At 73.4% G+C, this 22,400-nt stretch carries 24 protein-coding genes; 12 read left to right on the top strand and 12 right to left on the bottom strand.

Annotated features, from left to right (window positions below; all coding sequences use genetic code 11):
- Positions 1 to 61: 61 nt before the first annotated feature.
- From GCL84_RS04195 to GCL84_RS04205, 3 genes are all read left to right on the top strand, one after another.
- On the top strand, positions 62 to 436 hold the full coding sequence (locus GCL84_RS04195) for a transcriptional regulator (RefSeq protein WP_156754006.1): 375 nt from the start codon (positions 62 to 64) through the stop codon (positions 434 to 436).
- A 52-nt stretch (positions 437 to 488) separates the two neighbouring features.
- Positions 489 to 1,841 (top strand): PPE domain-containing protein, encoded by a 1,353-nt coding sequence (locus tag GCL84_RS04200; protein ID WP_156754007.1) that lies wholly within the window; start codon positions 489 to 491, stop codon positions 1,839 to 1,841.
- Between the two features lie 65 nt (positions 1,842 to 1,906).
- Positions 1,907 to 2,617 carry an ESX secretion-associated protein EspG gene (locus tag GCL84_RS04205; RefSeq protein ID WP_235925986.1) on the top strand — a complete coding sequence of 237 codons (711 nt, stop codon included), beginning with the start codon at positions 1,907 to 1,909 and terminating at the stop codon, positions 2,615 to 2,617.
- 205 nt (positions 2,618 to 2,822) lie between these two features.
- On the opposite strand, the gene GCL84_RS04210 is transcribed toward GCL84_RS04205, so the two are convergent.
- From GCL84_RS04210 to GCL84_RS04245, 8 genes are all read right to left on the bottom strand, one after another.
- Positions 2,823 to 3,275 (bottom strand): flavodoxin family protein, encoded by a 453-nt coding sequence (locus GCL84_RS04210; protein WP_156754008.1) that lies wholly within the window; start codon positions 3,273 to 3,275, stop codon positions 2,823 to 2,825.
- Between the two features lie 88 nt (positions 3,276 to 3,363).
- A complete protein-coding gene (locus GCL84_RS04215; RefSeq protein ID WP_156754009.1) occupies positions 3,364 to 3,516 on the bottom strand; it encodes a hypothetical protein in 153 nt (50 codons plus the stop codon).
- Positions 3,517 to 3,582: 66 nt separating this feature from the next.
- A complete protein-coding gene (locus GCL84_RS04220) occupies positions 3,583 to 5,232 on the bottom strand; it encodes a phospho-sugar mutase (protein ID WP_197523011.1) in 1,650 nt (549 codons plus the stop codon).
- Positions 5,229 to 6,035, bottom strand: a complete 807-nt coding sequence (locus GCL84_RS04225) for a purine-nucleoside phosphorylase (RefSeq protein ID WP_156754010.1) — start codon at positions 6,033 to 6,035, stop codon at positions 5,229 to 5,231. Before GCL84_RS04225 ends, GCL84_RS04220 begins: the two co-directional genes overlap by 4 nt.
- Before the next feature lie 11 nt (positions 6,036 to 6,046).
- Positions 6,047 to 6,472 carry an ABA4-like family protein gene (locus GCL84_RS04230; RefSeq protein ID WP_156754011.1) on the bottom strand — a complete coding sequence of 142 codons (426 nt, stop codon included), beginning with the start codon at positions 6,470 to 6,472 and terminating at the stop codon, positions 6,047 to 6,049.
- On the bottom strand, positions 6,469 to 6,624 hold the full coding sequence (locus tag GCL84_RS04235; protein ID WP_156754012.1) for a hypothetical protein: 156 nt from the start codon (positions 6,622 to 6,624) through the stop codon (positions 6,469 to 6,471). The genes GCL84_RS04230 and GCL84_RS04235 overlap by 4 nt, the downstream gene beginning before the upstream one ends.
- Before the next feature lie 85 nt (positions 6,625 to 6,709).
- Entirely contained in the window at positions 6,710 to 6,847 is a 138-nt protein-coding gene (locus GCL84_RS04240) for a hypothetical protein (RefSeq protein WP_156754013.1), read from the bottom strand.
- Positions 6,844 to 7,734, bottom strand: a complete 891-nt coding sequence (locus GCL84_RS04245; protein ID WP_235925987.1) for a hypothetical protein — start codon at positions 7,732 to 7,734, stop codon at positions 6,844 to 6,846. The genes GCL84_RS04240 and GCL84_RS04245 overlap by 4 nt, the downstream gene beginning before the upstream one ends.
- A gap of 84 nt (positions 7,735 to 7,818) precedes the next feature.
- Here GCL84_RS04245 and GCL84_RS04250 point away from each other — a divergent pair, with 84 nt between their 5' ends.
- Complete coding sequence (locus GCL84_RS04250; RefSeq protein WP_156754014.1) at positions 7,819 to 8,466, top strand: MerR family transcriptional regulator; 648 nt, start codon at positions 7,819 to 7,821, stop codon at positions 8,464 to 8,466.
- A 1-nt stretch (position 8,467) separates the two neighbouring features.
- Here GCL84_RS04250 and GCL84_RS04255 read toward each other — a convergent pair whose 3' ends face one another.
- Entirely contained in the window at positions 8,468 to 10,030 is a 1,563-nt protein-coding gene (locus tag GCL84_RS04255; protein ID WP_156754089.1) for a serine/threonine-protein kinase, read from the bottom strand.
- Positions 10,031 to 10,269: 239 nt separating this feature from the next.
- Here GCL84_RS04255 and GCL84_RS04260 point away from each other — a divergent pair, with 239 nt between their 5' ends.
- From GCL84_RS04260 to GCL84_RS04280, 5 genes are all read left to right on the top strand, one after another.
- Entirely contained in the window at positions 10,270 to 12,153 is a 1,884-nt protein-coding gene (locus tag GCL84_RS04260) for a methylmalonyl-CoA mutase family protein (protein ID WP_156754015.1), read from the top strand.
- The gene (gene scpA, locus GCL84_RS04265; protein ID WP_156754016.1) at positions 12,150 to 14,333 is read left to right on the top strand and encodes a methylmalonyl-CoA mutase; all 2,184 of its coding nucleotides are present in this window, start codon (positions 12,150 to 12,152) and stop codon (positions 14,331 to 14,333) included. Before GCL84_RS04260 ends, scpA begins: the two co-directional genes overlap by 4 nt.
- A complete protein-coding gene (gene meaB / locus GCL84_RS04270) occupies positions 14,326 to 15,324 on the top strand; it encodes a methylmalonyl Co-A mutase-associated GTPase MeaB (RefSeq protein WP_156754017.1) in 999 nt (332 codons plus the stop codon). Before scpA ends, meaB begins: the two co-directional genes overlap by 8 nt.
- A gap of 45 nt (positions 15,325 to 15,369) precedes the next feature.
- The gene (locus GCL84_RS04275; RefSeq protein ID WP_156754018.1) at positions 15,370 to 15,636 is read left to right on the top strand and encodes a hypothetical protein; all 267 of its coding nucleotides are present in this window, start codon (positions 15,370 to 15,372) and stop codon (positions 15,634 to 15,636) included.
- Between the two features lie 224 nt (positions 15,637 to 15,860).
- A complete protein-coding gene (locus GCL84_RS04280; protein ID WP_156754019.1) occupies positions 15,861 to 17,168 on the top strand; it encodes an amidohydrolase in 1,308 nt (435 codons plus the stop codon).
- Here the strand turns inward: GCL84_RS04280 and GCL84_RS04285 are convergent, their stop codons facing one another.
- Together GCL84_RS04285 and GCL84_RS04290 are read right to left on the bottom strand one after the other, a co-directional pair.
- Positions 17,169 to 17,699 carry an AMIN-like domain-containing (lipo)protein gene (locus GCL84_RS04285; RefSeq protein WP_156754020.1) on the bottom strand — a complete coding sequence of 177 codons (531 nt, stop codon included), beginning with the start codon at positions 17,697 to 17,699 and terminating at the stop codon, positions 17,169 to 17,171. It abuts the gene before it with no gap.
- Positions 17,700 to 17,744: 45 nt separating this feature from the next.
- Positions 17,745 to 18,206 carry a gamma-glutamylcyclotransferase family protein gene (locus GCL84_RS04290; RefSeq protein WP_156754021.1) on the bottom strand — a complete coding sequence of 154 codons (462 nt, stop codon included), beginning with the start codon at positions 18,204 to 18,206 and terminating at the stop codon, positions 17,745 to 17,747.
- 167 nt (positions 18,207 to 18,373) lie between these two features.
- Here GCL84_RS04290 and GCL84_RS04295 point away from each other — a divergent pair, with 167 nt between their 5' ends.
- The 3 genes from GCL84_RS04295 to GCL84_RS30550 all read left to right on the top strand — a co-directional run bounded on the left by GCL84_RS04295 (position 18,374) and on the right by GCL84_RS30550 (position 20,809).
- Positions 18,374 to 19,774, top strand: coding sequence for an NAD(P)H-quinone dehydrogenase (locus GCL84_RS04295; RefSeq protein WP_156754022.1), 1,401 nt, complete (start codon positions 18,374 to 18,376; stop codon positions 19,772 to 19,774).
- Between the two features lie 247 nt (positions 19,775 to 20,021).
- A complete protein-coding gene (locus GCL84_RS30545) occupies positions 20,022 to 20,156 on the top strand; it encodes a hypothetical protein (protein ID WP_268891321.1) in 135 nt (44 codons plus the stop codon).
- Between the two features lie 530 nt (positions 20,157 to 20,686).
- The gene (locus GCL84_RS30550) at positions 20,687 to 20,809 is read left to right on the top strand and encodes a hypothetical protein (RefSeq protein WP_268891322.1); all 123 of its coding nucleotides are present in this window, start codon (positions 20,687 to 20,689) and stop codon (positions 20,807 to 20,809) included.
- Between the two features lie 72 nt (positions 20,810 to 20,881).
- Here the strand turns inward: GCL84_RS30550 and glpK are convergent, their stop codons facing one another.
- On the bottom strand, positions 20,882 to 22,396 hold the full coding sequence (gene glpK / locus GCL84_RS04300) for a glycerol kinase GlpK (RefSeq protein WP_156754023.1): 1,515 nt from the start codon (positions 22,394 to 22,396) through the stop codon (positions 20,882 to 20,884).
- Between the last annotated feature and the right edge of the window lie 4 nt (positions 22,397 to 22,400).

The raw sequence follows: 22,400 nt of genomic DNA on the forward strand, positions 1-22,400 counted from the left end.
CGTATCCGAGGTTGCACACTCGCTAGAGTTGTCACACCACAGGTAGTGACCAGGAGGAGCCGTGGCACCAGGCAACAACGGCGGGTCGCAGGGGTCGCTCCCCGGCCCGCTCGACGTGCTGAACGTCGCACCGGAGGCGGTCCCCGCCCTGCGGACGGCCTTCGCCGACGCGCTGTCCCGCCTGGACGCGGAGCTGCGGCTGGACGATCTGGGCCTGCGCGTGGAGCAGTGGGCCAACGACCCGGTCAGCCTCGACGCGGCCAGGGCGGTCAACGGTCTGACCGCCGACGACCAGGAGAAGGCCGCGCTGCTGGCGCTGCGGGGGTTCCGCGAGCAGCTCAGCACGGCGGTGCACAGCCTGGACAAGATCACCGAGGGGTACCGGCTGCTGGAGGACGACAACTCCGCGACCGTCACGCAGAAGGGCGCGGACTGAGCGCCCAGTCCGGCGCCAGTCCTGAGTCGACCAGGGGCAAGGGGACACAGGTATGACCGAGCAGGCCGAGATCACCGACGAGGTGAAGCGCTGGCGCGGCTTCACCCACAAAGAGCTGTACCAGATGCTGCACGAGGGCCCCGGCGCGCAGGCCTCCGCCGACCCGTCGCGGCGCTGGGCGGCGCTGAACGCGGCGCTGACCGAGATCGGCCAGGACCTGGCCGCCCGCCTCGGCGCGACCTCCGAGCAGTGGACGGGTCCGGCCGCGGGCGTCGCCTACGACCGGCTGGCCCCGCTGGCGGCGTGGGCGACCGAGAGCGCCACCGAGGCGCAGGGCATGCGCGTGGTCGTGGAGAACCAGGCCGACCACATCGCCAAGGCGCGCGCGGAGATGCCCGCCCCGGAGGACGCCCCGAGCCAGCAGCCGGACCCGCTGGTCCCGCCCGCGGCGACGGTGGCGGCGGTGCAGAACGACGCCGAGCCGATCGAGGCCGCGGTGTCGGCGGGCGAGCAGAAGGCCTTCGAGGTCATGGCCGCCTACGAGCTCAACACCACCACGAACCTGTCCACCGTGGTCGGCTTCACCGCGTCCCCGGTGGTCATGCAGGTCGAGACCGGACGCGGCAGGCGCGGTGAGGGCGTGCAGGGCAGCACGCACGCCAACTCGTTCACCGGCCACATCCAGGTCGGCGGACAGCACGACCACCAGCCGCACCGCCCCCAGCACAACGGCGGTTGGCACGGCGGTGGCTGGCACGGCGGCCAAGGCGGTGTCGGCGTTGTCGGCGGCGGCCACAGCACCGGCTCGTCCGGTGCTTCGCACACCCCGCAGCACACCCCCGTGGCGTCGCGGCCGCTGAGCCCCGGCGCCATGGCCGGGACGACCCCGACCGACACCACGTTCGGCACGCCGTCCGGGAGCACTCGGCAGCACCCGTCGCAATCGCGCCGCGAGCGCGATGGCATCCGCGCGGGCAGCGGCAACCAGCCCCTGACCAGCAGCGGCGGTGCCGACGGCGCGGGCCGCAAGCCCATCCTGGGCACCTTCGCGGGCGCGGGCGCGTTCGGCACGGAGGGCTTCGGGCCCGCCCCGGCGACCGCCAACGGCGCGCAGGCGGGCATGGGCGCGGCGGGCGCCCCGATGGGCGGCGGCATGGGCGCGGGCGGCGGCGCGGACCACAAGCTGGCGCCGCGCCGGTTCGGCCCGGAGGCCATCGGCGGCAGCCAGTGGTTCGGCGACGGCGGGGACTCGGTGGCCAACAACGGCGGCCCCGGCTCCGCGAGCGGCGGCCGCCAGGTGGGCGGGCGCAGGCGCGACCTGGCCCAGACCGAGCAGCCGTTCAGCGAGTCGGTGGACATCGACGGCGAGGACCACCGCCTCCCGCCGGGCGTCATCGGGGGCTGACCCTGCCCGCGCCGACCGACCCGAACCCGCCTGCCCTGTGCCCCGACCTGCGGGGCCCCGGGCCGGTGTCCCTCTCGACCCTCGAGTTCGACGTGCTCGCCGAGCACCTGGGGGTGGACCCGCTGCCGCTGGTGCTGCGGGTCCCCTCCCCCGGCCGCACCGACGTCGAACGCCGCGGCCTGGGCCGCCCGGTCGCCCCCGACCCGCGCGCCGTCCGGCTGCTGGGCCTGCGGGCCCGCCCCGACCACGAGGTCGACGCCCGCCTCTGGCACGGCGGCGAGGTCCGCGCCCTGGCCGCCGCCACCGGCGACGACGCGGTCCTGGCCGTCCTGCGCGACGGCGTGGTGTCCCCGCGGGAGGCCGACGCCACCGGCCTGGCCCGGCACGTGCTGTCCACGGTGCCCCCGCTGGGCGCGGGCCCCGGTCTGTCGGTCACCCTGCCGACGGAGGACTTCCGCGCCGCATCGAGCGCCCCGGAGCCCGAGTTCGCCAAAACTTCGCGCGCCAGAGGCATCCGGTCAACCGACGCCGACCTCCTGGGTGAGATGATCGGCCCAGTCCTCGGCCACGGCCACCTCGGCACCGCCGCCCGCGACAAGTGGGGCGCCCGCAAGCGCACCCCCGGCGTGCTGAGCTACTTCGACACGGAGGCAGGCCGCTACTTCCAGACCCAGCGCCCCGCCCCGGACGGCGTCGCCTGGACCACGATCGCCCCCGCGACCCCGAGGACCCTGCTGCACCTGCTGCACTCGGTCGTCACCGTGCTTCCCGCCTGACCGGCGGGGGCTGGGCGCCCTTCGCGGTGGGGGCATCACCGCGAAGGGGCACCGGCTGTTCCCCGGGGGGCACCGGGGCGCCTGACGGATTGCCCGTCGAACGGCGCATCGCTCCCGCGCCCATGGCTGTTTCGCCTAGTCAGGCACTATGTCAGAGCGTGTCGACTCCCATTCGGACGGTTACTGTGGATTCCCGCGCACCCGCTCAGGACAGCAGGTTCGCACCCACCGCGGCCCCCAACTCCCAGCACCGCTCCCGAGCTCCTTTGTCGACCTCCCCGTGCACGACAACGGTTTCGGCGACGGCCTCCCACCCCAGCCCCTTGGTGATGGTGGCGATGGCCCTGACCGCGCCCTCCGCGCCCTGGTTGCCGTGGACGTAGGCGCCGAACGGCAACCCGGCCGCCTGGTCCAGCACGGGGTAGTAGACGGTGTCGAAGAAGTGCTTGAGCGCCCCGGAGATGTACCCGATGTTCGCGGGCGTCCCCAGGATGATCCCATCAGCGGCCAGCACGTCGGACGCCGTCGCGGACAGCGCCGCCCGGCGGACGACCTCCACCTCGGACAGTTCCGGGTCGCCGGCGCCATCGAGGACCGCCTCGAAGAGGGCTTGGCAGGCAGGGGACGGCGTGTGGTGGACGATCAGCAACCTGGGCACGGGGTCCAGGCTGCCGTCGTCAGCGCGCCCAAGCAAGCAGGACCGCCGGGTCGCGTGCGAAGCCAGGCGGCACCCGGGTTGTCCGGACCTACTCAGCGGAGTCGCCGCCCGCGCCTCGACGGCGGTGGTGGCGGGCGACGGAGAACTCGGCGACGTTCCACGATCCGGCGTCGTCGACGTCGCCCCCGATCACCGCGAAGCCCGCGAGGTGGCCGTCGACGGTGACCAGTTCGACCTTCATGAGGACGCCGTGTCCCCTCGACGCCGCCAACCGCGCGAACGATGTGCCCGCCAGGCGAGCGGGGGGCTAGGCGAGGAGGGCGTTGACGTCCTCGGTGAGGGTGGTCAGGCGGGACTGGGCGGTGGTGTGGGCTGTGGGGAGGTCTGCGGTGACCGGGGTGACGACCTCGAGGTAGGCCTTGAGCTTGGGCTCGGTGCCGGAAGGACGGACGATCACGCGGAGGCCGTCGCCGGTGTAGCGGAGGACGTCGGCTCGGGGGGCTAGGTCCTCGGGGGTCACCGGGGTGCCCGCGAGGGTGGTGGGCGGGGTGGCGCGGAGGGTGGACATGAGGGTCGCGATGCGGCTCAGGTCGGTGACGCGCAGGGAGATCTGCTTGGTCAGGTGCACGCCGTGAGCGACCGCGAGGGCGTCCAGGGCCGCGGGCAGGTCGGTGCCCCCGGCCTTGCGGGTGGCGGCCAGGTCGCAGGCGAGGACGGCGGCGGAGATGCCGTCCTTGTCGCGGACGGTGGTGGGGTCGACGCAGAGGCCCAGGGCCTCCTCGTAGGCGAACACCAGGCCGGTGCCGTGGCCGTCGCCCGCGCGCACCAGCCACTTGAAGCCGGTGAGGGTGGCGTCGTGGCGGGCGCCGTGGGCGGCGGCGATGGCCTCGAGCATCGACGAGGACACGATGGTGTTGGCCACCAAGCGGTCCGGGCCGGGGGTGGTGGCGAGGACGTGCTCGCCCAGGAGGCTGCCCGCCTCGTCGCCGGTCAGCATGCGCCAGCCGTCGGGGAAGCGGGCGCCGAGGGCGCAGCGGTCGGCGTCGGGGTCCAGTGCCACGGCCAGGTCGGCGTCGATCTCGGCGGCCTTGGCCAGCAGCAGGTCGGCGGCGCCGGGCTCCTCCGGGTTCGGGAAGCGCACGGTGGGGAAGTCCGGGTCGGGCCTGGCCTGCTCCTCGACCAGGGTAACGTCGGTGAACCCGGCGGCGGCCAGCGCCGCGGTGAGGGTCTGCGCGCCGACGCCGTGCAGCGCCGTGGCGGCCACGCGCAGGGTGCGCGCCGTGCCCCGGGGCAGGCGGGCGGCGGCGGCGATGTAGTCGGCCTCGGCGGTGTCGAGGACAGTCCACCCCGGCGAGCGCGGCACCGACACCGCGGCGGGCGCGCTTGCGATGGCCGCCTCGATCTCCCGGTCGGCGGGCGGGACGAGCTGCGCGCCCGCGTCCAGGTAGACCTTGTACCCGTTGTCCTCCGGGGGGTTGTGGGACGCGGTGATCTGCACCCCCGCGTCCGCGCCGAGCGCCCGCACGGCGAAGGCCAGCACCGGTGTCGGCAGCGGCGCGGGCAGCACCAGCACGGTGAACCCGGCGGCGGCGAGGACCCCGGCGGCGTCGGCGTGGAACGCCTCCGAGCCGTGCCGCGCGTCCCGTCCCACCACGACGGTCCCACCGCCGTGGCCGGTGGCGGAGAGCCAGGCGGCGAGCCCCGCCGTCGTGCGGATGACGACGGCGCGGTTCATCCCGTTCGGCCCGGCGCGCACCGGCCCGCGCAGCCCGGCGGTGCCGAAGGTCAGCGGCCCGGACATCCGGTCGGCCAGCTCGTCGACCGCCGCCGGGTGCCCGCCCATGGCGCGCGCCAGCACGCCCTGCAGCTCGGCGCGCCCGTCCGGGTCGGGGTCGTCGGCGATCCACCGGTAGGCGGCGTCGCGCAGCGCGGGCTTGAGCACGGACGGGCCCGTCACGAGCGGGAGACCAGCTCGCGCAGCAGCCCGCCCATCCGGGTCGCGGCGGCCTGCCCGGCCTCGAGGACCTCCTCGTGGTCGAGCGGCTCCCCGGTGATCCCGGCGGCCAGGTTCGTCACCAGCGACAACCCGAACACCTCGACCCCCGCCGCCCGCGCCGCGATCGCCTCGTGCACGGTCGACATGCCGACCAGGTCGGCGCCCATCACCCGCAGCATCCTGATCTCCGCGGGCGTCTCGAAGTGCGGACCGGGCAGTCCGGCGTAGACACCCTCGACGAGCGTCGGGTCGATCTCCTGGGCCAGCGCCCGCAGCCGGGGCGAGTACAGGTCGGTCAGGTCGACGAAGTTCGCGCCGACCAGCGGCGACGCGGCGGTCAGGTTGAGGTGGTCGCTGATCAGCACCGGCTGCCCGACCGCGACCCCCTCCTTGAGGCACCCGGCGGCGTTGGTCAGCAGCACCGACCGCACCCCGGCCGCGGCCGCGGTCCGCACCGCGTGCACCGACCGGGCCACCCCGTGCCCCTCGTAGCCGTGGGTGCGCCCCAACAGGACCAGGACCTTCTTGTCCCCCACGGTGAGGGAGCGGATCGTGCCCCCGTGCCCCACCGCCTCGGGCAGCAGGAACCCGGGGAGTTCGGCCATCGGCACCACGGTGTCGGCCTCGCCGAGACCGTCGGCGGCGGGGCGCCAGCCGGACCCCAGGACGACGGCCAGGTCGTGGCCGTCCACCCCGGTGCGCTCGGCCAGCACGGCGGCGGCCTGGTCGGCGAAGGACTGCGGGTCAGCATCGAAGTCACTCACGCCAGCGGAGCCTACGCGGACCGCCGGGTCACCCCCTTGCGCAACACCAGGTACAGCGGGAGCCCGATCGGGGAGAGCAGGATCATCAGCACCAGCACCGGGGCCATGACCAGCGGGTGGATGTCGCGCTCCCGCGAGTCCAGGTACACCCAGCGCCCGATGAACAGGTCCCAGGCGATGATCTGCGCCCACAGCGCCGCCAGCCCCCGCTCGTCCCGCACGAAGGCCACCGCCCCCTCCAGCGTCGGCTGAAGCACCAGCGACACCAGGTCGCCGAACACGGGCGCGGCCAGCACCAGCCAGACCACCACCACCGGTGCGACCACCCACGGCGAGGCGACGACCCGCCGCGTCCACGGCCACAGCGGCACCGCGATCATCAGCAACCAGAACGGCGCGGCCGCGTAGAACGAGAGGTCGAACAGCAACGAGGTCACGCCGCCGCCACCCCCCGACGCAGCCACCAGCAGCCGACCCGAACGGCAGCCAGCACCGCCACCACCCCCTCCAAGGTCAGCGACACCAGGCCGCCGAACACAACCCCAACCGGCACCACCCAGGACAACCGGTCAAACGACAGCGGGGTCATGCCACCACCTCCCGACTCGATCGCGCTCCAACAACCCCGGCGACAGCCGGCACCACCCGAAACGACCGCTCCAACAACAACGAGGTCATACCGCCACCTCCCGACGCAGCCGCAGACAGCCGACCCGGACGGCAGCCAGCACCACCGCCCCTCCCAGCGCCGGCCACACCAAGCCACCGATCACAGCCCCGGCCAGCACCCGGTCGACCGACAGCGCGGTCATGCCGCCACCACCTCCCGGCTCGACCGCGCCCCGACGACCCCGGCGACAGCCAGCACCGCCACCAGGCCCCCGATCGTCAGCGGGTCCGGCTCCACCACCGACTGCCCCCGCAGCGCCTGCCACATCACCACCAGCGTCACCCCGAGGTGGGCGACCCCCGCCGCCGACACCAGCCGCGTCCGCACCGACTCGGCCTTGCGCCTGGTCAGGAAGGCCACCAGCGGCAACACCTGCAACGCGTGCATCCCCACGAAGTGCCCGACCCGCAGGTCGCCCGCCACCGTGCTCCACCCCGTCAGCAGCATCCCCGGGCCGCCGTCGACCATCCCGACGGTGTGCGCCCCGGACACCCCGACGACCCCCGACGGCTGCACCAGCATCAGCGCCCCGACGAGCATGCCGACCAGCGACAGCGCCATGCCCAGGCGCAGCGCGAGCAGGTCGGCCCCCGAGGCCACCCGCCGCGCCCCGACCGCCACGGCCATGAGCAGCGTGCCCACCCACAGCACGACCACGCTCAGGCCCATGACGCCGAACAACGCGGCGGCCAGCGGCGTCGACATGTTGAAGTGGCTGCCGACCCCGCGCGCGGCAGCCGCCGTGATGATCACCATCTCGATCACCGACGCGCCGACCACCACGGTCCCCGCCACCCGCAGCGACCGGGGCGGCGACGGGTGCAGCGACAGCAGCCACGCCCAGGTCAGCCCGTAGGCGAGGAACGACACCGCGAACTTCAGCGGCTTGAGCCAGACCGGCGCGCCGAGCAGCACCCGGTCGTCCACCACCAGCCCCACCGCCGCGACGACGGCCAGCACCGCCATCGCGGCCGTGAACGCCAGCAGCGGCCGGTGCCACGTCTTCCACCCCACCGCGGAGATCTCCACCCCCGCACCCCCTCGATCGAACAGTATGGATAGCGACACTCTCCACTATCCGTAGCTAGACTGCGGTTGTCAAGGGAGGCGCGGGTGCGGATCGCGGAGTTGAGCAAGCGCAGCGGGGTCGCCGTGGCGACGATCAAGTACTACCTGCGCGAAGGCGTGCTGCCGCCCGGTGAGCGGACCAGCCCCAACCAGGCCGATTACAGCGAGAAGCACCAGCACCGCCTGCGGCTGGTGCGCGCGCTCGTCGAGGTCGGCGGGCTATCGATCGCGGGGGTGCGGGACGTGCTGGGCACCGTCGACGCCCCGCAGCCGGACCTCACCTGGACGCTGTCGACGGTGCAGCTCGCCATGTTCCCGATCCCGGAGGCCACCGAGGGCCCGACCCGCTCCTCGGCCGAGGACACCGTGACCCGGCTGCTCGACGACCTGGGCTGGTCCTGCCCCAGCGACCACCCCGCGGCCCAGGCGCTGGCGGCGGTCCTGGCCACGGCCGACGACCTGGGCCACCCCGGCATGGCCGACCTGCTCCCCCGCTACGCGCGCGCCGCGGGCGAGGTCGCGAAGGCGGACCTGGACTACATCGACCGGTCCCCCTCGCTCGACGACGCCGCCGAGGGCGTCGCCGTGGGCACCGTCCTCGGCGACTCGATGCTGGCCGCGCTGCGGCGGATGGCCCAGGTCAGCGAGTCCATCAACCGCTACGGCGAGAAGGCGGGCGCCAAGCCGGGCTGACTCAGCCGGTGATCGCGAAGCCCGGGGCGATCCGGGCGAACAGGGTGCGCCTGCCCGTGTCCTCCTCCTCGATCGGCACCGTCACCGCCACCACCCACAGGTCCTCGTCGACGCGCAGCAGGTTGGCGAAGGTCGAGCGGTTGACCGGCTGCTGCTCGGCGCCCGATTCCGCGGTGTGGAAGGTGATCTCGGCGGCCGCGGCGGCCGGGTCCGCGGGCGGGTCGCCGACGAGCTGGAAGTTCGGCCGCGAGCGCGGCAGGGCCGCCAGGTAGTCCGGCAGCCCGAAGCGCGCGTGGAAGCCGGGGAACCGCTCGACCGAGACCTGGGCCGTGCCGTCCGGCGACACCCAGTGCACCCGCGTGCTGGGCGGGAACCGCAGCTCCTGGCGCTGCTCCACGAACTTCACCCAGTCCTCGGGCACCGGCAGGGTGAACGCGGCCCCGGTGACGTGGCTCAGCGGCGAGGCGTCGGCCTGCTTGGGGACCAGCTCGCGCACCGGGACCGTCGGCGGCTCCGTCGCGGCCACGCGCTCGGGCGGCAGCACCGGGGCCCCGCCGACCAGCCGCGACAGCGCGAACCCGCCCGCGGCGGCGACGACGAACAGCAGCACCGCGACCACCCCGAGCGCCACCGAGGCAGACACGCCCCGGCCCCGGTCCCGCGGCGGCTCGAACGGCAGCGGCCCCGGCGCGGCGGCCAGCGGCGCGCTCTGCTCGCCGAGGGCGGGCGGCGGGACGGGCGTGGTCTGCACGGTGGGCCGCTCGACGTCGGAGACCTCGATGGCCAGCTCGGCGAAGGGGTTGACGGCGGGCCCGGGCAACAGGGGGTGCAGCAGCTCGCGCACCGAGGACAGCGCGAGCCTGCCCGCCGGGTCCTTGACCATCAGCCCGGTGATGACCTCGCGCAGCGGCCCGGTCGTCGACGGCCGCGGCACCGCCCCGTCGACGACGGCCGACAGCGTCGCCACGACCTGCCCCTCGGGGTCGTACGGCGGGCGGCCCTCGACGGCGGCGAACAGCGTCGCGCCCAGGCCCCACAGGTCGGCGGCGGGGGTGACCTCGCCGCCGGAGGCGATCTCGGGGGCGATGTAGGCGGGCGAGCCGAGCATCATCCCGGTCTGGGTGAGGGTGCGCTCGGAGACGTTGCGGGCGATGCCGAAGTCGGTCAGCTTGACCCGGCCGTCCGGTCCGACCAGGACGTTGCCCGGCTTGACGTCGCGGTGGGTGATCCCGGCGGCGTGCGCGGCGCCCAGCGCGGCGGCGACGGCGTCGGTGACCACGGCGGCCTGGGCGGTGCTCAGCGCGCCGTGGTCGCGCAGCAGCTCGGCCAGGCTGACCGAGGGCATCAGCTCCATGACCACGAACGGCTCGTCGTCCTCCCGGGCCACGTCGTGCAGGGTGACCACGTTCGGGTGCGACACCACAGCGATCGCGCGGGCCTCGCGCAGGGTCCGCTCGCGCAGCTCGTCGGCGTCGCGCTCGGGGATGCCGGGGGGCAGCCGGACCTGCTTCACCGCGACGTTGCGGCGCAGGAACTCGTCGTAGGCGGCCCAGACCGTGCCCATCGAGCCCTGTCCGAGCAGGACGCGCAGCCGGTAGCGGCCGGCGACCAGCCGCTGCTCCGCATCGCCGTCTGTGGACACCCCCGCATTCTCCCGCACAGGGGTGGTGAGCGGGTGTTAAGTGCGCGCGGGTGACAAAGTCCCGCTCACGAACCGCACCACACCTGGGCTTTGTCAACCGCGACCAGTTTCACAGCGCGGCGATCTGGTGTTGACCCTGGGTTTCCGTAGCATTGCCGGGCATGACACCCCCCTCGGCACCGAAGGTGGAGCCGGATGAGCTGACCCTCGCGGGCGAGTTCGCCGACGCCGCGCGCGAGCAGTGGCAGGACCTGGTCGCGGGCGTGCTCCGCAAGTCGGGCTCGCTGCCCGAAGGGCACGAGGGCGAGGTGGAGCAACTGCTGGCCTCGCGCACCTACGACGGCGTGGCGGTGCTCCCGCTCTACACCGCCGACGACACCTACCCGGACGCGGGCTTCCCCGGCCTGCCCCCGTTCACCCGGGGCGGTCGCCCCGAGGGGAACGTGGCCGCGGGCTGGGACGTGCGCCAGCGCCACGCCGCCCCGGACCCGGTCGCGACCGCCAAGGCCGCGCTGACCGACCTGGAGAACGGCGTCTCGTCGCTGTGGCTGGTGGTCGGCGGCTCCGGGCTGCCGATCCCCTCGCTCGGCGACGTCCTCGCCGAGGTCTACACAGACCTCGCGCCGGTCACCCTGGAGGCGGGCGCGGAGTTCCGCGCGGCCGCCGACGAGCTGCTGCGGGTGCACGACGACAAGGGTGTCCCGGCCAGCGAGGTCAGGGGCAACCTGGGCGCCGACCCGATCGGCCTGCACGCGCGCACCGGCTCCGGCGCCGAGCTGCTCGGCGCGGCCGTCGAGCTGGTGGGCGGCCTCGGCAGGCACCCCGGCCTGCGGGCGATCACCGTCGACGGCACGCCGTTCCACAACGCGGGCGGGTCCGACGCGGAGGAGCTGGGCGCCGCGCTGGCCTCCGGGGTGGCCTACCTGCGCGCGCTGACCGAGGCGGGCCTCGACGCCGACGCGGCCGCGGCCCGGCTGGAGTTCCGCCTCGCCGCGACCGCCGACCAGTTCCTCACCATCGCCAAGCTGCGCGCGGCGCGGCGGCTGTGGGCGCGCGTGGCCCAGGTCAGCGGCATCACCGGCAAGGCGGCCGCGCAGCGCCAGCACGCGGTGACCAGCCCGGCGATGATGACCCAGCGCGACCCGTGGGTGAACATGCTGCGCACCACGCTCGCCTGCTTCGGCGCGGGCGTCGGCGGCGCGGACGCGGTCACGGTGCTGCCCTTCGACGACGCGCTGGGCCTGCCGGACGGCTTCGCCCGGCGCATCGCCCGCAACACCCAGTCGGTGCTGATCGAGGAGTCCAAACTGGCCGGTGTCATCGACCCGGCGGGCGGCTCCTGGTACGTCGAGCGGCTCTCCGACGAGCTGGCCAAGGCCGCGTGGGACTGGTTCACCGAGATCGAGCGCGGCGGCGGGATCGTGGCCGCGCTGGACTCGGGCCTGGTCGGCGACCGGATCGCGGGCACCTGGGCCGCGCGCAGCGCCAACATCGCCACCCGCGCCGACGCCATCACCGGGGTCAGCGAGTTCCCGAACCTCGCCGAGCAGCCGGTCGTCCGCGAGCGCGAGGCGGTCGAGCTCGGCGGCGGGCTGCCGGTGGTGCGCTACGCCGAGGCCTTCGAGGAGCTGCGCGACCGCTCCGACCGGGTCCTGGCCGAGACCGGGTCGCGCCCCAGGGTCTTCCTCGCCACGCTCGGCCCGGTCGCCTCGCACAACGCGCGCGCCGGGTTCGCCGCCAACCTGCTCCAGGCGGGCGGGATCGAGACCGTCGACGGCGGAGTGATCTCCGACGCGGAGACCGCCGCCGCCCGCTTCGCCGACAGCGGCGCCACCGTCGCCTGCCTGTGCGGCTCCGACAAGACCTACGCCGAGCTGGCCGAACCGGTCGCCGCGGCGCTCAAGTCCACCTCGGCCAGGCTGCTGCTGGCGGGCAAGCCGAGCGACGAGCACGTGCGGTCCGGTGTGGACGAGTTCCTGTTCACCGGCTGCGACGCGCTGTCGGTCCTGCGCAGCACGCTGGAGACGCTGGGAGTCACCGCATGAGCATCCCCGATTTCTCGAACATCGAGCTCGGCGAGCCGACCACCGCGTCGTCCTCGGACTGGCAGAAGGCGCTCAACGAGTCCACCGGCAAGGGCGCCGACGCGCTGAGCTGGGAGACCCCGGAGGGCATCGGCGTCAAGCCGGTCTACACCGCCGAGGACACCGAGGGCCTGGACTTCCTGCGCACCTTCCCCGGCATCACCCCGTACCTGCGCGGGCCGTACCCGACCATGTACGTCAACCAGCCGTGGACCATCCGCCAGTACGCGGGCTTCTCCACCGCGGAGGAGTCCAACGCGTTCTACCGGCGCAACCTCGCCGCCGGGCAGAAGGGCCTGTCGGTCGCGTTCGACCTGGCCACCCACCGCGGCTACGACTCCGACCACCCGCGCGTGGCCGGTGACGTGGGCATGGCGGGCGTGGCGATCGACTCCATCTACGACATGCGCCAGCTCTTCGACGGCATCCCGCTGGACAAGATGTCGGTGTCGATGACGATGAACGGCGCGGTGCTGCCGGTGCTGGCGCTCTACGTCGTCGCGGCCGAGGAGCAGGGGGTGGCGCCGGACAAGCTCGCGGGGACCATCCAGAACGACATCCTCAAGGAGTTCATGGTCCGCAACACCTACATCTACCCGCCCCGGCCGTCGATGCGGATCATCTCCGACATCTTCGCGTTCACCTCGCAGAACATGCCGAAGTACAACTCCATCTCGATCTCCGGCTACCACATGCAGGAGGCCGGGGCGACCGCCGACCTGGAGCTGGCCTACACCCTCGCCGACGGCGTGGAGTACATCCGGGCCGGTCGCGGGGCCGGGCTGGACGTGGACAGGTTCGCGCCGCGGCTGAGCTTCTTCTGGGCGATCGGCATGAACTTCTTCATGGAGGTCGCGAAGATGCGCGCGGCCCGGCTGCTGTGGGCCAAGCTGGTCAAGCAGTTCGAGCCGAAGTCGACCAAGTCGCTGAGCCTGCGCACGCACTGCCAGACCTCGGGCTGGTCGCTGACCGCCCAGGACGTCTACAACAACGTCATCCGCACCTGCGTCGAGGCGATGGCCGCGACCCAGGGGCACACCCAGTCGCTGCACACCAACGCCCTCGACGAGGCCCTGGCGCTGCCCACCGACTTCTCCGCCCGCATCGCCCGCAACACCCAGTTGCTGCTGCAGCAGGAGTCGGGCACCACGCGCGTGATCGACCCGTGGGGCGGCAGCTCCTTCGTGGAGAAGCTGACCTACGACCTCGCCCGCAAGGCGTGGGGGCACATCAGCGAGGTCGAGGCCGCGGGCGGCATGGCGCAGGCGATCGACGCGGGCATCCCCAAGCTGCGCATCGAGGAGGCCGCGGCCCGCACCCAGGCCCGCATCGACTCCGGTCGCCAGCCGGTGATCGGGGTCAACAAGTACCGGGTCAGCGACGAGGAGCAGCTCGACGTCCTCAAGATCGACAACGCGGGCGTGCGCGCCCAGCAGCTCGAGAAGCTGCGCAGGCTGCGCGAGGAGCGCGACGGCCACGAGGTCCAGTCGCGGCTGGACGCGCTGACCCGCGCCGCCGACGCGGGCGGCAACCTGTTGGAGCTGGCGATCGACGCGGCCAGGGCCAAGGCGACCGTCGGGGAGATCTCCGACGCGCTGGACAAGGTCTGGGGCCGCCACGCCGCGCAGATCCGCACGATCTCCGGCGTCTACCGGGACGAGGTGGGAGCAGGCGTGTCCAACGTGGACTCCGCGCGCGCGGTCGTGGACGCCTTCGCCGAGGAGGACGGCCGCCGCCCGCGCATCCTGGTCGCCAAGATGGGCCAGGACGGGCACGACCGCGGCCAGAAGGTGATCGCCACCGCCTTCGCCGACCTCGGCTTCGACGTCGACGTGGGCCCGCTGTTCTCCACCCCGGGCGAGGTCGCGCGCCAGGCCGTCGAGGCCGACGTGCACATCGTCGGGGTGAACTCGCTGGCCGCCGGGCACCTGACGCTGGTGCCCGCGCTGCGCGAGGAGCTGGCCTCGCTCGGCCGCGAGGACATCATGATCGTGGTCGGCGGCGTCATCCCGCCGCAGGACTTCGACGAGCTGCGGGCGGCGGGCGCGGCGGCCATCTTCCCGCCGGGGACGGTCATCGCCGACGCCGCGGCCGAGCTGCTCAAGAAGCTGGCCGCCCAGCACGGGTACGAGCTTGGGTAAGGCACTCGATGTCCCAGCCCTGGTCAAGGGCGTCCTGGCCGGGGACCGCGGCCTGCTGTCGCGGGCCATCACCCTGGTCGAGTCGCGGCGCGCCGACCACCGGGCCGCCGCCCAGGAGATGCTCGTCGAACTGCTCCCGCACGCGGGCGGCGCGCACCGGGTCGGCATCACCGGCGTGCCCGGGGTCGGCAAGTCGACCTTCATCGACGCGCTGGGCACCAACCTGACCGGGGCGGGGCGCCGGGTCGCGGTGCTGGCCGTCGACCCGTCCTCGACCCGCACCCGCGGCAGCATCCTGGGCGACAAGACCCGGATGCAGCGGCTCGCGGTCGACCCGTCGGCCTACATCCGCCCCTCCCCCACGTCGGGGACCCTCGGCGGCGTCGCGCAGGCGACCAGGGAGACCATCGTGCTGATGGAGGCGGCCGGGTTCGACACCGTGCTGGTGGAGACCGTCGGCGTCGGCCAGTCCGAGACCGCGGTCGCGAACATGGTCGACTGCTTCCTGTTCCTCACCCTGGCCCGCACCGGCGACCAGCTCCAGGGGATCAAGAAGGGCGTGCTGGAGCTGGCCGACGTCATCGCGGTCAACAAGGCCGACGGCGACCACGCCCGCGAGGCGCAGAAGGCCGCCAGGGAGCTGGCCGGGGCGCTGCGGCTGATGCGCGACCCGGACGCCTCCTGGCAGCCGCCGGTGCTGACCTGCTCCGGGCAGGAGAACATGGGCCTCGACACGCTCTGGGAGCAGGTCGAGCAGCACCACAAGACCCTCGACGGGTCCGGCGAGCTGGCGGAGAAGCGGCGCACCCAGCAGGTCGAGTGGACCTGGTCGATGGTCCACGACTCGCTGCTGGCGCGGCTGCGCGACCACCCGGACGTGCGCAGGATCGCCCCGGAGCTCGAACGGCGGGTCCGCGGCGGGGAGCTGACGGCGGCGCTGGCCGCGCAGAAGATCCTTTCGGCCTTCGCGGAGCGTGACCGCTCCGACTAACCTGGGTGTTGACCTTTCCGCTCCCGACCCCTGGAGGGCAGGCCAATGCCGGTCCGCGCGATCCGGTCATCCCTCGCTGCGCTCGTGCTGCTCGGCGCGTTGCTGGTCGGCACGCCGCTCGCGGCTTCCGCCGCCGCGGCGCAGCCCGCCCCGCCCGCCACGACGGCCCCGGCCGGGCCGACGATCGACAACCCGGACGAGGCGGACGCGGCGAGGTCGCGCAACAACCTGGTCATCGGCGCGATCGCGCTCGTCCTGCTCGGCGTCGTCATCTACGGCAATCGGGCACGAGCGAAGAAGAAGGGCGGCTGAGCAGTTCGGCTCAGGGCTCGCACCGGTCGTCTTGATCATTCGTTTCGGCCTGGCCGAACGCGGGCGCCCGCTTAACGCAGCGGGTGACCGCCGGGCCGCTCACCGCCGGTGAGCCGGTTTACCGCGGGCGGGGATGCGGCAGGATTCGGGGCGATGGACACCGCAGCCGGGAGAAATCCCATGCCCAAGGCCCTGACCAGCCAGGACGCCACCGGAGGGGTCGCGTGACCGTGCTCGACTCGCGCCCCGACCGCCCAGGCGACCCCGACTCCGGCCGTGACGCACTGCACGCCGCTGCCGGGCCCGGTGTGCTGATCTCCCCCGCTGGCGTCAGGATGCCACCCGTGGAGGATCTCGGAGCGGGCCGCGGCCCGGCGTGGCTGGACCACTGGATCAAGGCCAACGCCGTGGACGTGCTCGCCTGGTACCGGCACCTGCACGCCAACCCGGAGCTGTCGCGGCAGGAGTTCGCCACCACCGAGCTGCTCACCGGCCTGCTCAAGTCCTTCGGCCTGCAACCCAGCGTGCTGCCCGGCGGCACCGGCCTGATCTGCGACATCGGCTCCGGCGAGCGCTGCGTGGCGCTGCGCGCCGACATGGACGCGCTGCCGATGACCGAGGCCACCGACCTGCCGCACGCCGCGGCGGGCAGCGGCGCCTGCCACGCCTGCGGCCACGACGCGCACACGGCGATCCTGCTGGCCACCGGCCTGGCCCTGGCCTCGGGCCCGCCGCTGCCCGGCCGGGTCCGGCTGATCTTCCAGCACGCCGAGGAGGTCATGCCCGGCGGCGCCCTGGAGGTCATCGAGGCGGGCGGTCTGCGCGGCGTCGACCGGATCTTCGGCCTGCACTGCGACCCCCGGCTGGAGGTCGGCAAGGTCGGCACCCGGGTCGGCGCCATCACCTCGGCCGCCGACCTGCTGGAGCTGCGCCTGACCTCCCCCGGCGGCCACACCTCCCGCCCGCACCTGACCGCCGACCTGGTGCACGCCCTCGGCACGGTCATCACCGGCCTGCCCGCCCTGCTCTCCCGCCGCGTCGACCCCCGGTCGGGCACGGTGCTGGTGTGGGGCGCGGTCCACGCGGGCGAGGCCCCCAACGCCGTCCCCCAGGACGGCCTGCTGCGCGGCACCCTGCGCACCGGCGACCACGCCGTCTGGGCCGAGCTGGAACCCCTGGTCGCCGACCTGGTCAAGTCCCTGCTGCTGCCCACCGGCGTGGGCTACGACCTGCACCACCGCCGCGGCGTCCCCCCGGTCCTCAACGACCCGGAGAGCACCGACCTGCTCAACACGGCGGTCGTCGCCGCCCTGGGCGCCGAGGCCCTGACCGAGACCAAGCAGTCCAGCGGCGGCGAGGACTTCGGCTGGTACCTCGAGAACGTCCCCGGCTCCTTCATGCGCCTGGGCGTCTGGCCGGGACAAGGCCCGATGCGAGACCTGCACCGGCCGACCTTCCAGGCCGACGAGCGGGCCCTGCTGACCGGCATCCGGGTCATGGCCGCCACCGCGATGACCGCGCTGACCACCTGATCACCACTGGTGGGCGACGTCCACCACGAGGCGGGGCGGGGCGGTCAGGGTGAAGGCGCGGAAGGGCAGGCGGGCCCGGGTGCCGACGCCGATGGTCGTCTGGCCCTCGAAGGAACCGGCCCAGGAGACCTGGCGAAGGGTCTGCCAGCCGGTCACGTCCACCAGCTCGGCGCGATCGCCCGGGATGAAGGTGGGGTTGCCCGCGTCGTCATAGGCCGGGGATTCGGCGATCACGCGGAGGACGGCGCCGCCGCGCAGGGGCACGGGGTCGCCGGTGGCGTCCTCGGTCAGCGCGGGCACGTACTCGACGCGGTAGCCGTCGCCGCTCGCGGAACCGAGGTCGACGACCAGGCGGTCGTAGCAGGAGCCGGGCGCGCCGCGGACGCCTGCGACGTGGCCGCTGGCGGTGGACGCGGCGTTCTTGGGCTGCGACCCCCAGGTGACCGCGCACGCCTGCGCGGGCGCTGCGGCGGCCGCGGGGGCGGCGGCGAACGGGATCAGGAGGGCCGCGATCGCGGCCAGGCGGGTCATGGGTCTCATACTGGGGAGACGTGTGACGCGCGCCACGGGTTGCGCTCAGGCGGTGGCTGGGCCGATTCCCCCGCAGGGCCGGGTGCGCAGGTCGTTGACGTAGTCCGCGGGCGCGCCCGCGGCCTCCGCCGCGTCGGCGACCACCCCCAGGTACCGGGCCGAGGGCAGCCCGCCCTCGTAGGCGACCAGCACGTAGAACCAGGCCACGACCGAGCCCTCCAGCGTCTGCACGCGCAGCCGGATCTTGGTGAGCATCCCCAGTTCGGAGCCCTCCCAGCGGTCGAGGTCCTTCTCGTCCTCGTCGGTGACGTCGTAGAGGACGACGAACACCTGGGAGTCCGGGTCCTCGACGATGCTGGCCAGCGCGCCTTCCCAGCCGAGGTCCTCACCGCCGAACGTGAGCCGCCAGCCGACCAACCACCCGGTCCCCGCCAGTGGCGAGTGAGGGGCGCGTTCCATCATCTGGCCCGGGTCCATGTTCGACCCGTAGGCGGCGTAGAGCGGCACGCCGACAGCCTAGCCATGGTTGGGCGTCGCGCCAGGCAGCCGCGCGGGGGATCACCTCCCGGATGGACCGGGCGGCGGGTGGCGGGCGGCAGCCGCATAGGGTGTTCCCGGACGTCAAGGGCGGTTTTCCCGCTACCGCGGGACCGCAGGTGGTACAGGAGGGCCTAGTGACCCGAATCGTGATCATGGGCGGGGGACCCGCGGGCTACGAGGCCGCGCTCGTCGCGGCCCAGCACGGGGCCGACGTGACCGTGGTGGAGCGCGACGGGCTCGGTGGGGCCTGCGTGCTCTACGACTGCGTGCCCTCGAAGACCTTCATCGCCTCGGCGAGCGCGCGGCTGGCATTCCGCGGCGCCGACGAGCTGGGCATCGGGGTCGACGACGTCGACTCGACCGTGCACCTGCCGATCGTGCGGGGGCGGGTCAAGGGGCTCGCGCTGGCCCAGTCGGCGGACGTGCGCAACCGGGTGCAGCGCGAGGGCGTGCGGGTCGTGCACGGCACCGCCCGCTTCGACGACCCGCGCACCGGCATGGCCAGCCACCGGGTCGCCATCAGCGGCCGCGACGGCGAGGAGGTCGTCGACGCCGACGTGGTGCTGATCGCGACCGGCGCGACGCCGCGGGTCATCCCCGGCGCCGAGCCCGACGGCGAGCGGGTGCTGGACTGGCGCCAGATCTACGACCTCGACGAGCTGCCCGAGCACCTGGTGGTGGTCGGCTCCGGGGTGACCGGGGCGGAGTTCGCGTCGTCGTTCATCGAGATGGGCGTGAAGGTCACCGTGATCTCCAGCCGCGACCGCGTGCTGCCGCACGAGGACGCCGACGCCGCCGCGGTGCTGGAGAGCGTGTTCTCCGAGCGCGGCACCACGCTGGTCAAGCACGCCCGCGCGGAGAAGATCGACCGCGACTCCACCGGCGTCACCGTGCACCTCAAGGGCGGGGAGACCGTCCGCGCCAGCCACGCGCTGATGACGGTCGGCTCGGTGCCCAACACCAAGGACCTCGGCCTGGACAAGCTCGGCATCACCCCCGGCGCGGGCGGCTTCCTGTCGGTCGACCGCGTCTCCCGCACCGGCGTCTCGGGCGTCTACGCGGCGGGCGATGTGACCGGCGTGCTGATGCTGGCGTCCGTGGCGGCCATGCAGGGCCGGATCGCGATGTGGCACGCGCTGGGCGAGGGCGTGGCCCCGATCAAGCTCAAGACGGTCGCCGCGAACGTGTTCACCCACCCGGAGATCGCCACGGTCGGCATCAACCAGCAGGCCATCGACTCCGGCGAGGTCCCCGCGCGCACCATCATGCTGCCGCTGGCCACCAACGCCCGCGCCAAGATGGAGGGCCTGCGCCGCGGCTTCGTCAAGCTGTTCTGCCGCCCGGCCACCGGCGTGGTCATCGGCGGCGTGATCGTCGCCCCCCGCGCCAGCGAGCTGATCCTGCCGATCGCGCTGGCCGTGCAGAACCAGCTCACGGTCGACGACCTGGCGCTGACCTTCTCGGTCTACCCGTCGCTGTCGGGCTCCATCACCGAGGCGGGCCGCAGGCTCATGCGCCACGACGACCTGGACTGAGAGCGGGACCGCGGGGGTCATCGCCTTGCTACGTCCGCCTCGACCCCGCGTTCGCGCTAGGGCCGAGACGGGCCAGTCCATCGTCGTGTTCTTCAGCTAAGCGATAACCCCTGGTCGACGCGTCGTCGCTGATTGTTGCTATTTTTAGCAACAATGGGTGAAAGAGATCAGCTAGTCTGGTTATTCAGGGACAGAACAGGTACTCATGGTGGCTCCTGTTGCGCCACAGGACCCACGGAGGACAGCCATGCCCGCTCACAACGAGTGCCCCGACTGCCTCGGTTCCGGCCTCGCCCCCAACCGCCGCGACTTCTGCCGCCGCTGCGGGGGCATCGGCCAGGTCCCCAGGGCCAGGACCCTGGTGGCCCTCAGCCTCCGCTGAGACCACTCCGCACCAGGGCCGCGACCCGGCGCGGTCGGTTCGAGGCCTGCCCCTGTGGGGAAAGTCCCTCGGCTGACGTTCCGCACTGTGTCTCAACGGCCACGGCTAGTCGCGCGGTAGGTCCGCCGCAGCCGCACGGCCACCAGCCTGCCCGCGGCTAGGGTCTCCCGCCCGCGCAGGGCTTCGCACCCGGGCCGGGGTACGGGTTCCCGTTGCGCCAGAACGGTTTGGCCGTCGACGGTCTCGTGACGTCCGTGGTCGGCATCCTGTTGGCCCCCACCCCTGGACCGGGTCTGGTCCCGGCATCACCGGCTGGGTGCTGTCCGCCAAGGCGCTCGCCACAGCCAGGGGCGGTGTCGTCTGCGGAATCATCGCCACGGTGGGCACGCCAGCGCTCTGGACCTTCCTCGTGCTCAGGGCTTGGCAGCGTTGGTTCGGCTGATCCAGCGCCCCGGCACGACGACCCCACCGGAGACGAACAGGCAGTGACCAGGTGAACCCGCAGCAGCCCCATCCACCCCGTGGCGGCCATGTCCAAGGCCCTCGCCGGACGCGCTGACGGCATCGGCCTCGCAGGTGCGGCGATCGGGGCAGGCACGGTGGGCGTCGTCTTCACCCTGCTGTTCCTGGGGCTCTTCAGCGGTATGTTCTGACCGGCCACAGCCGCTGCGGCACCAGGGTTTCGCCCCGCCTCCCGGCCCGCCCGCTGCCGGTGTGGGGGCGGGTCAGTCGTCGTCCTCGACCCAGTCGAAGGTGCGGGTGACGGCCTTCTTCCACCTGCGGTAGGACTTCTCGCGGGCGTCCTCGTCCATCGAGGGGGTCCACTCCTTGTCCTGCGCCCAGTTGCGCCGGATGTCGTCCTCGCCCTCCCAGAACCCGACCGCCAGCCCGGCCGCGTACGCCGCGCCCAGCGCCGTGGTCTCCGCGACCACCGGGCGGATCACCGGGACGCCGAGGATGTCGGCCTGGAACTGCATCAGCAGTTCGTTGACGACCATGCCGCCGTCGACCTTGAGGGACTTGAGGGGGACGCCGGAGTCGGCGTTCATGGCCTCGATGACCTCGCGCGACTGGAAGGCCGTGGCCTCCAGGACCGCGCGGGCCAGGTGGCCCTTGTTGACGAACCGGGTGAGGCCGACGATCGCGCCGCGGGCGTCGGAGCGCCAGTAGGGGGCGAACAGCCCGGAGAAGGCGGGGACGAAGTAGCAGCCGCCGTTGTCCTCGACGGAGCGGGCGTCGGACTCGATCTCGGCCGCTGAGCTGATCATGCCGAGGTTGTCCCTGATCCACTGGACCAGGGAGCCGGTCACGGCGATGGAGCCCTCGAGGGCGTAGACCGGGGCGTTGTCGCCGATCTTGTAGCAGACCGTGGTGAGCAGGCCGTTCTCGCTCATGACCTGCTCGGTGCCGGTGTTGAGCAGCACGAAGTTGCCGGTGCCGTAGGTGTTCTTGGCCTCGCCGGGGGACAGGCAGGCCTGGCCGAAGGTGGCCGCCTGCTGGTCGCCGAGGATGCCCGCGATGGGCACGCCCGCCAGCGCGCCGCGCTCGCGGACCTTGCCGTACTCCTCCGAGGACGAGCGGATCTCCGGCAGCATCGACAGCGGGATGCCCATCTCGCCCGCGATGTCCGCGTCCCAGGTCAGGGTGGACAGGTCCATGAGCAGGGTGCGGGAGGCGTTGGTCGGGTCGGTGACGTGCACGCCGCCGTCGACCCCGCCGGTCATGTTCCACAGCAGCCAGGTGTCCATGTTGCCGAACAGCAGGTCGCCCGCCTCGGCCCTGGCCCGCGCGCCCTCGACGTTGTCCAGGATCCACTTGACCTTCGGGCCGGAGAAGTAGGTGGCCAGCGGCAGGCCGGTCTTGGCCCGGTAGCGCTCCTGGCCGCCGCCGAGGTTGCCCAGCTCGGTGGCGATCCGGTCGGTGCGGGTGTCCTGCCAGACGATGGCGTTGTAGACGGCCTCGCCGGTCTTCTTGTCCCACACCACCGCGGTCTCGCGCTGGTTGGTGATGCCGACGGCGACGATGTCGGCCGAGGTCAGGTCGCCCTTGGCCAGCGCGCCCGCCGCGACGGCGCGGGCGTTCTCCCACACCTCGGCCGGGTTGTGCTCCACCCAGCCCGCCCTGGGGAAGATCTGCTCGTGCTCGCGCTGGTCGACCGCGACCACCTGGCCCGCGTGACTGAAGATCATGCAGCGGGTCGAGGTGGTGCCCTGGTCGATCGCCGCGACGTACTTGGTCATCTTC

It is taken from the genome of Actinokineospora pegani, from assembly GCF_009745975.1.
GTDB classification, from domain to species: Bacteria; Actinomycetota; Actinomycetes; order Mycobacteriales; family Pseudonocardiaceae; genus Actinokineospora; species Actinokineospora pegani.

Bases quoted from the DNA above. Each gene is read 5' to 3' on its own strand.
- GCL84_RS30550 (WP_268891322.1), top strand. From the start codon at position 20,687: ATGTCCAAGGCCCTCGCCGGACGCGCTGACGGCATCGGCCTCGCAGGT.
- GCL84_RS04240 (WP_156754013.1), bottom strand. From the start codon at position 6,847: ATGACCGCGCTGTCGGTCGACCGGGTGCTGGCCGGGGCTGTGATCGGT.
- GCL84_RS04215 (WP_156754009.1), bottom strand. From the start codon at position 3,516: ATGAAGGTCGAACTGGTCACCGTCGACGGCCACCTCGCGGGCTTCGCG.
- GCL84_RS04260 (WP_156754015.1), top strand. From the start codon at position 10,270: ATGACACCCCCCTCGGCACCGAAGGTGGAGCCGGATGAGCTGACCCTC.
- GCL84_RS04275 (WP_156754018.1), top strand. From the start codon at position 15,370: ATGCCGGTCCGCGCGATCCGGTCATCCCTCGCTGCGCTCGTGCTGCTC.
- GCL84_RS04285 (WP_156754020.1), bottom strand. From the start codon at position 17,699: ATGACCCGCCTGGCCGCGATCGCGGCCCTCCTGATCCCGTTCGCCGCC.
- glpK (WP_156754023.1), bottom strand. From the start codon at position 22,396: ATGACCAAGTACGTCGCGGCGATCGACCAGGGCACCACCTCGACCCGC.
- GCL84_RS04235 (WP_156754012.1), bottom strand. From the start codon at position 6,624: ATGACCCCGCTGTCGTTTGACCGGTTGTCCTGGGTGGTGCCGGTTGGG.
- GCL84_RS30545 (WP_268891321.1), top strand. From the start codon at position 20,022: ATGCCCGCTCACAACGAGTGCCCCGACTGCCTCGGTTCCGGCCTCGCC.
- GCL84_RS04200 (WP_156754007.1), top strand. From the start codon at position 489: ATGACCGAGCAGGCCGAGATCACCGACGAGGTGAAGCGCTGGCGCGGC.
- GCL84_RS04255 (WP_156754089.1), bottom strand. From the start codon at position 10,030: ATGGGCACGGTCTGGGCCGCCTACGACGAGTTCCTGCGCCGCAACGTC.
- scpA (WP_156754016.1), top strand. From the start codon at position 12,150: ATGAGCATCCCCGATTTCTCGAACATCGAGCTCGGCGAGCCGACCACC.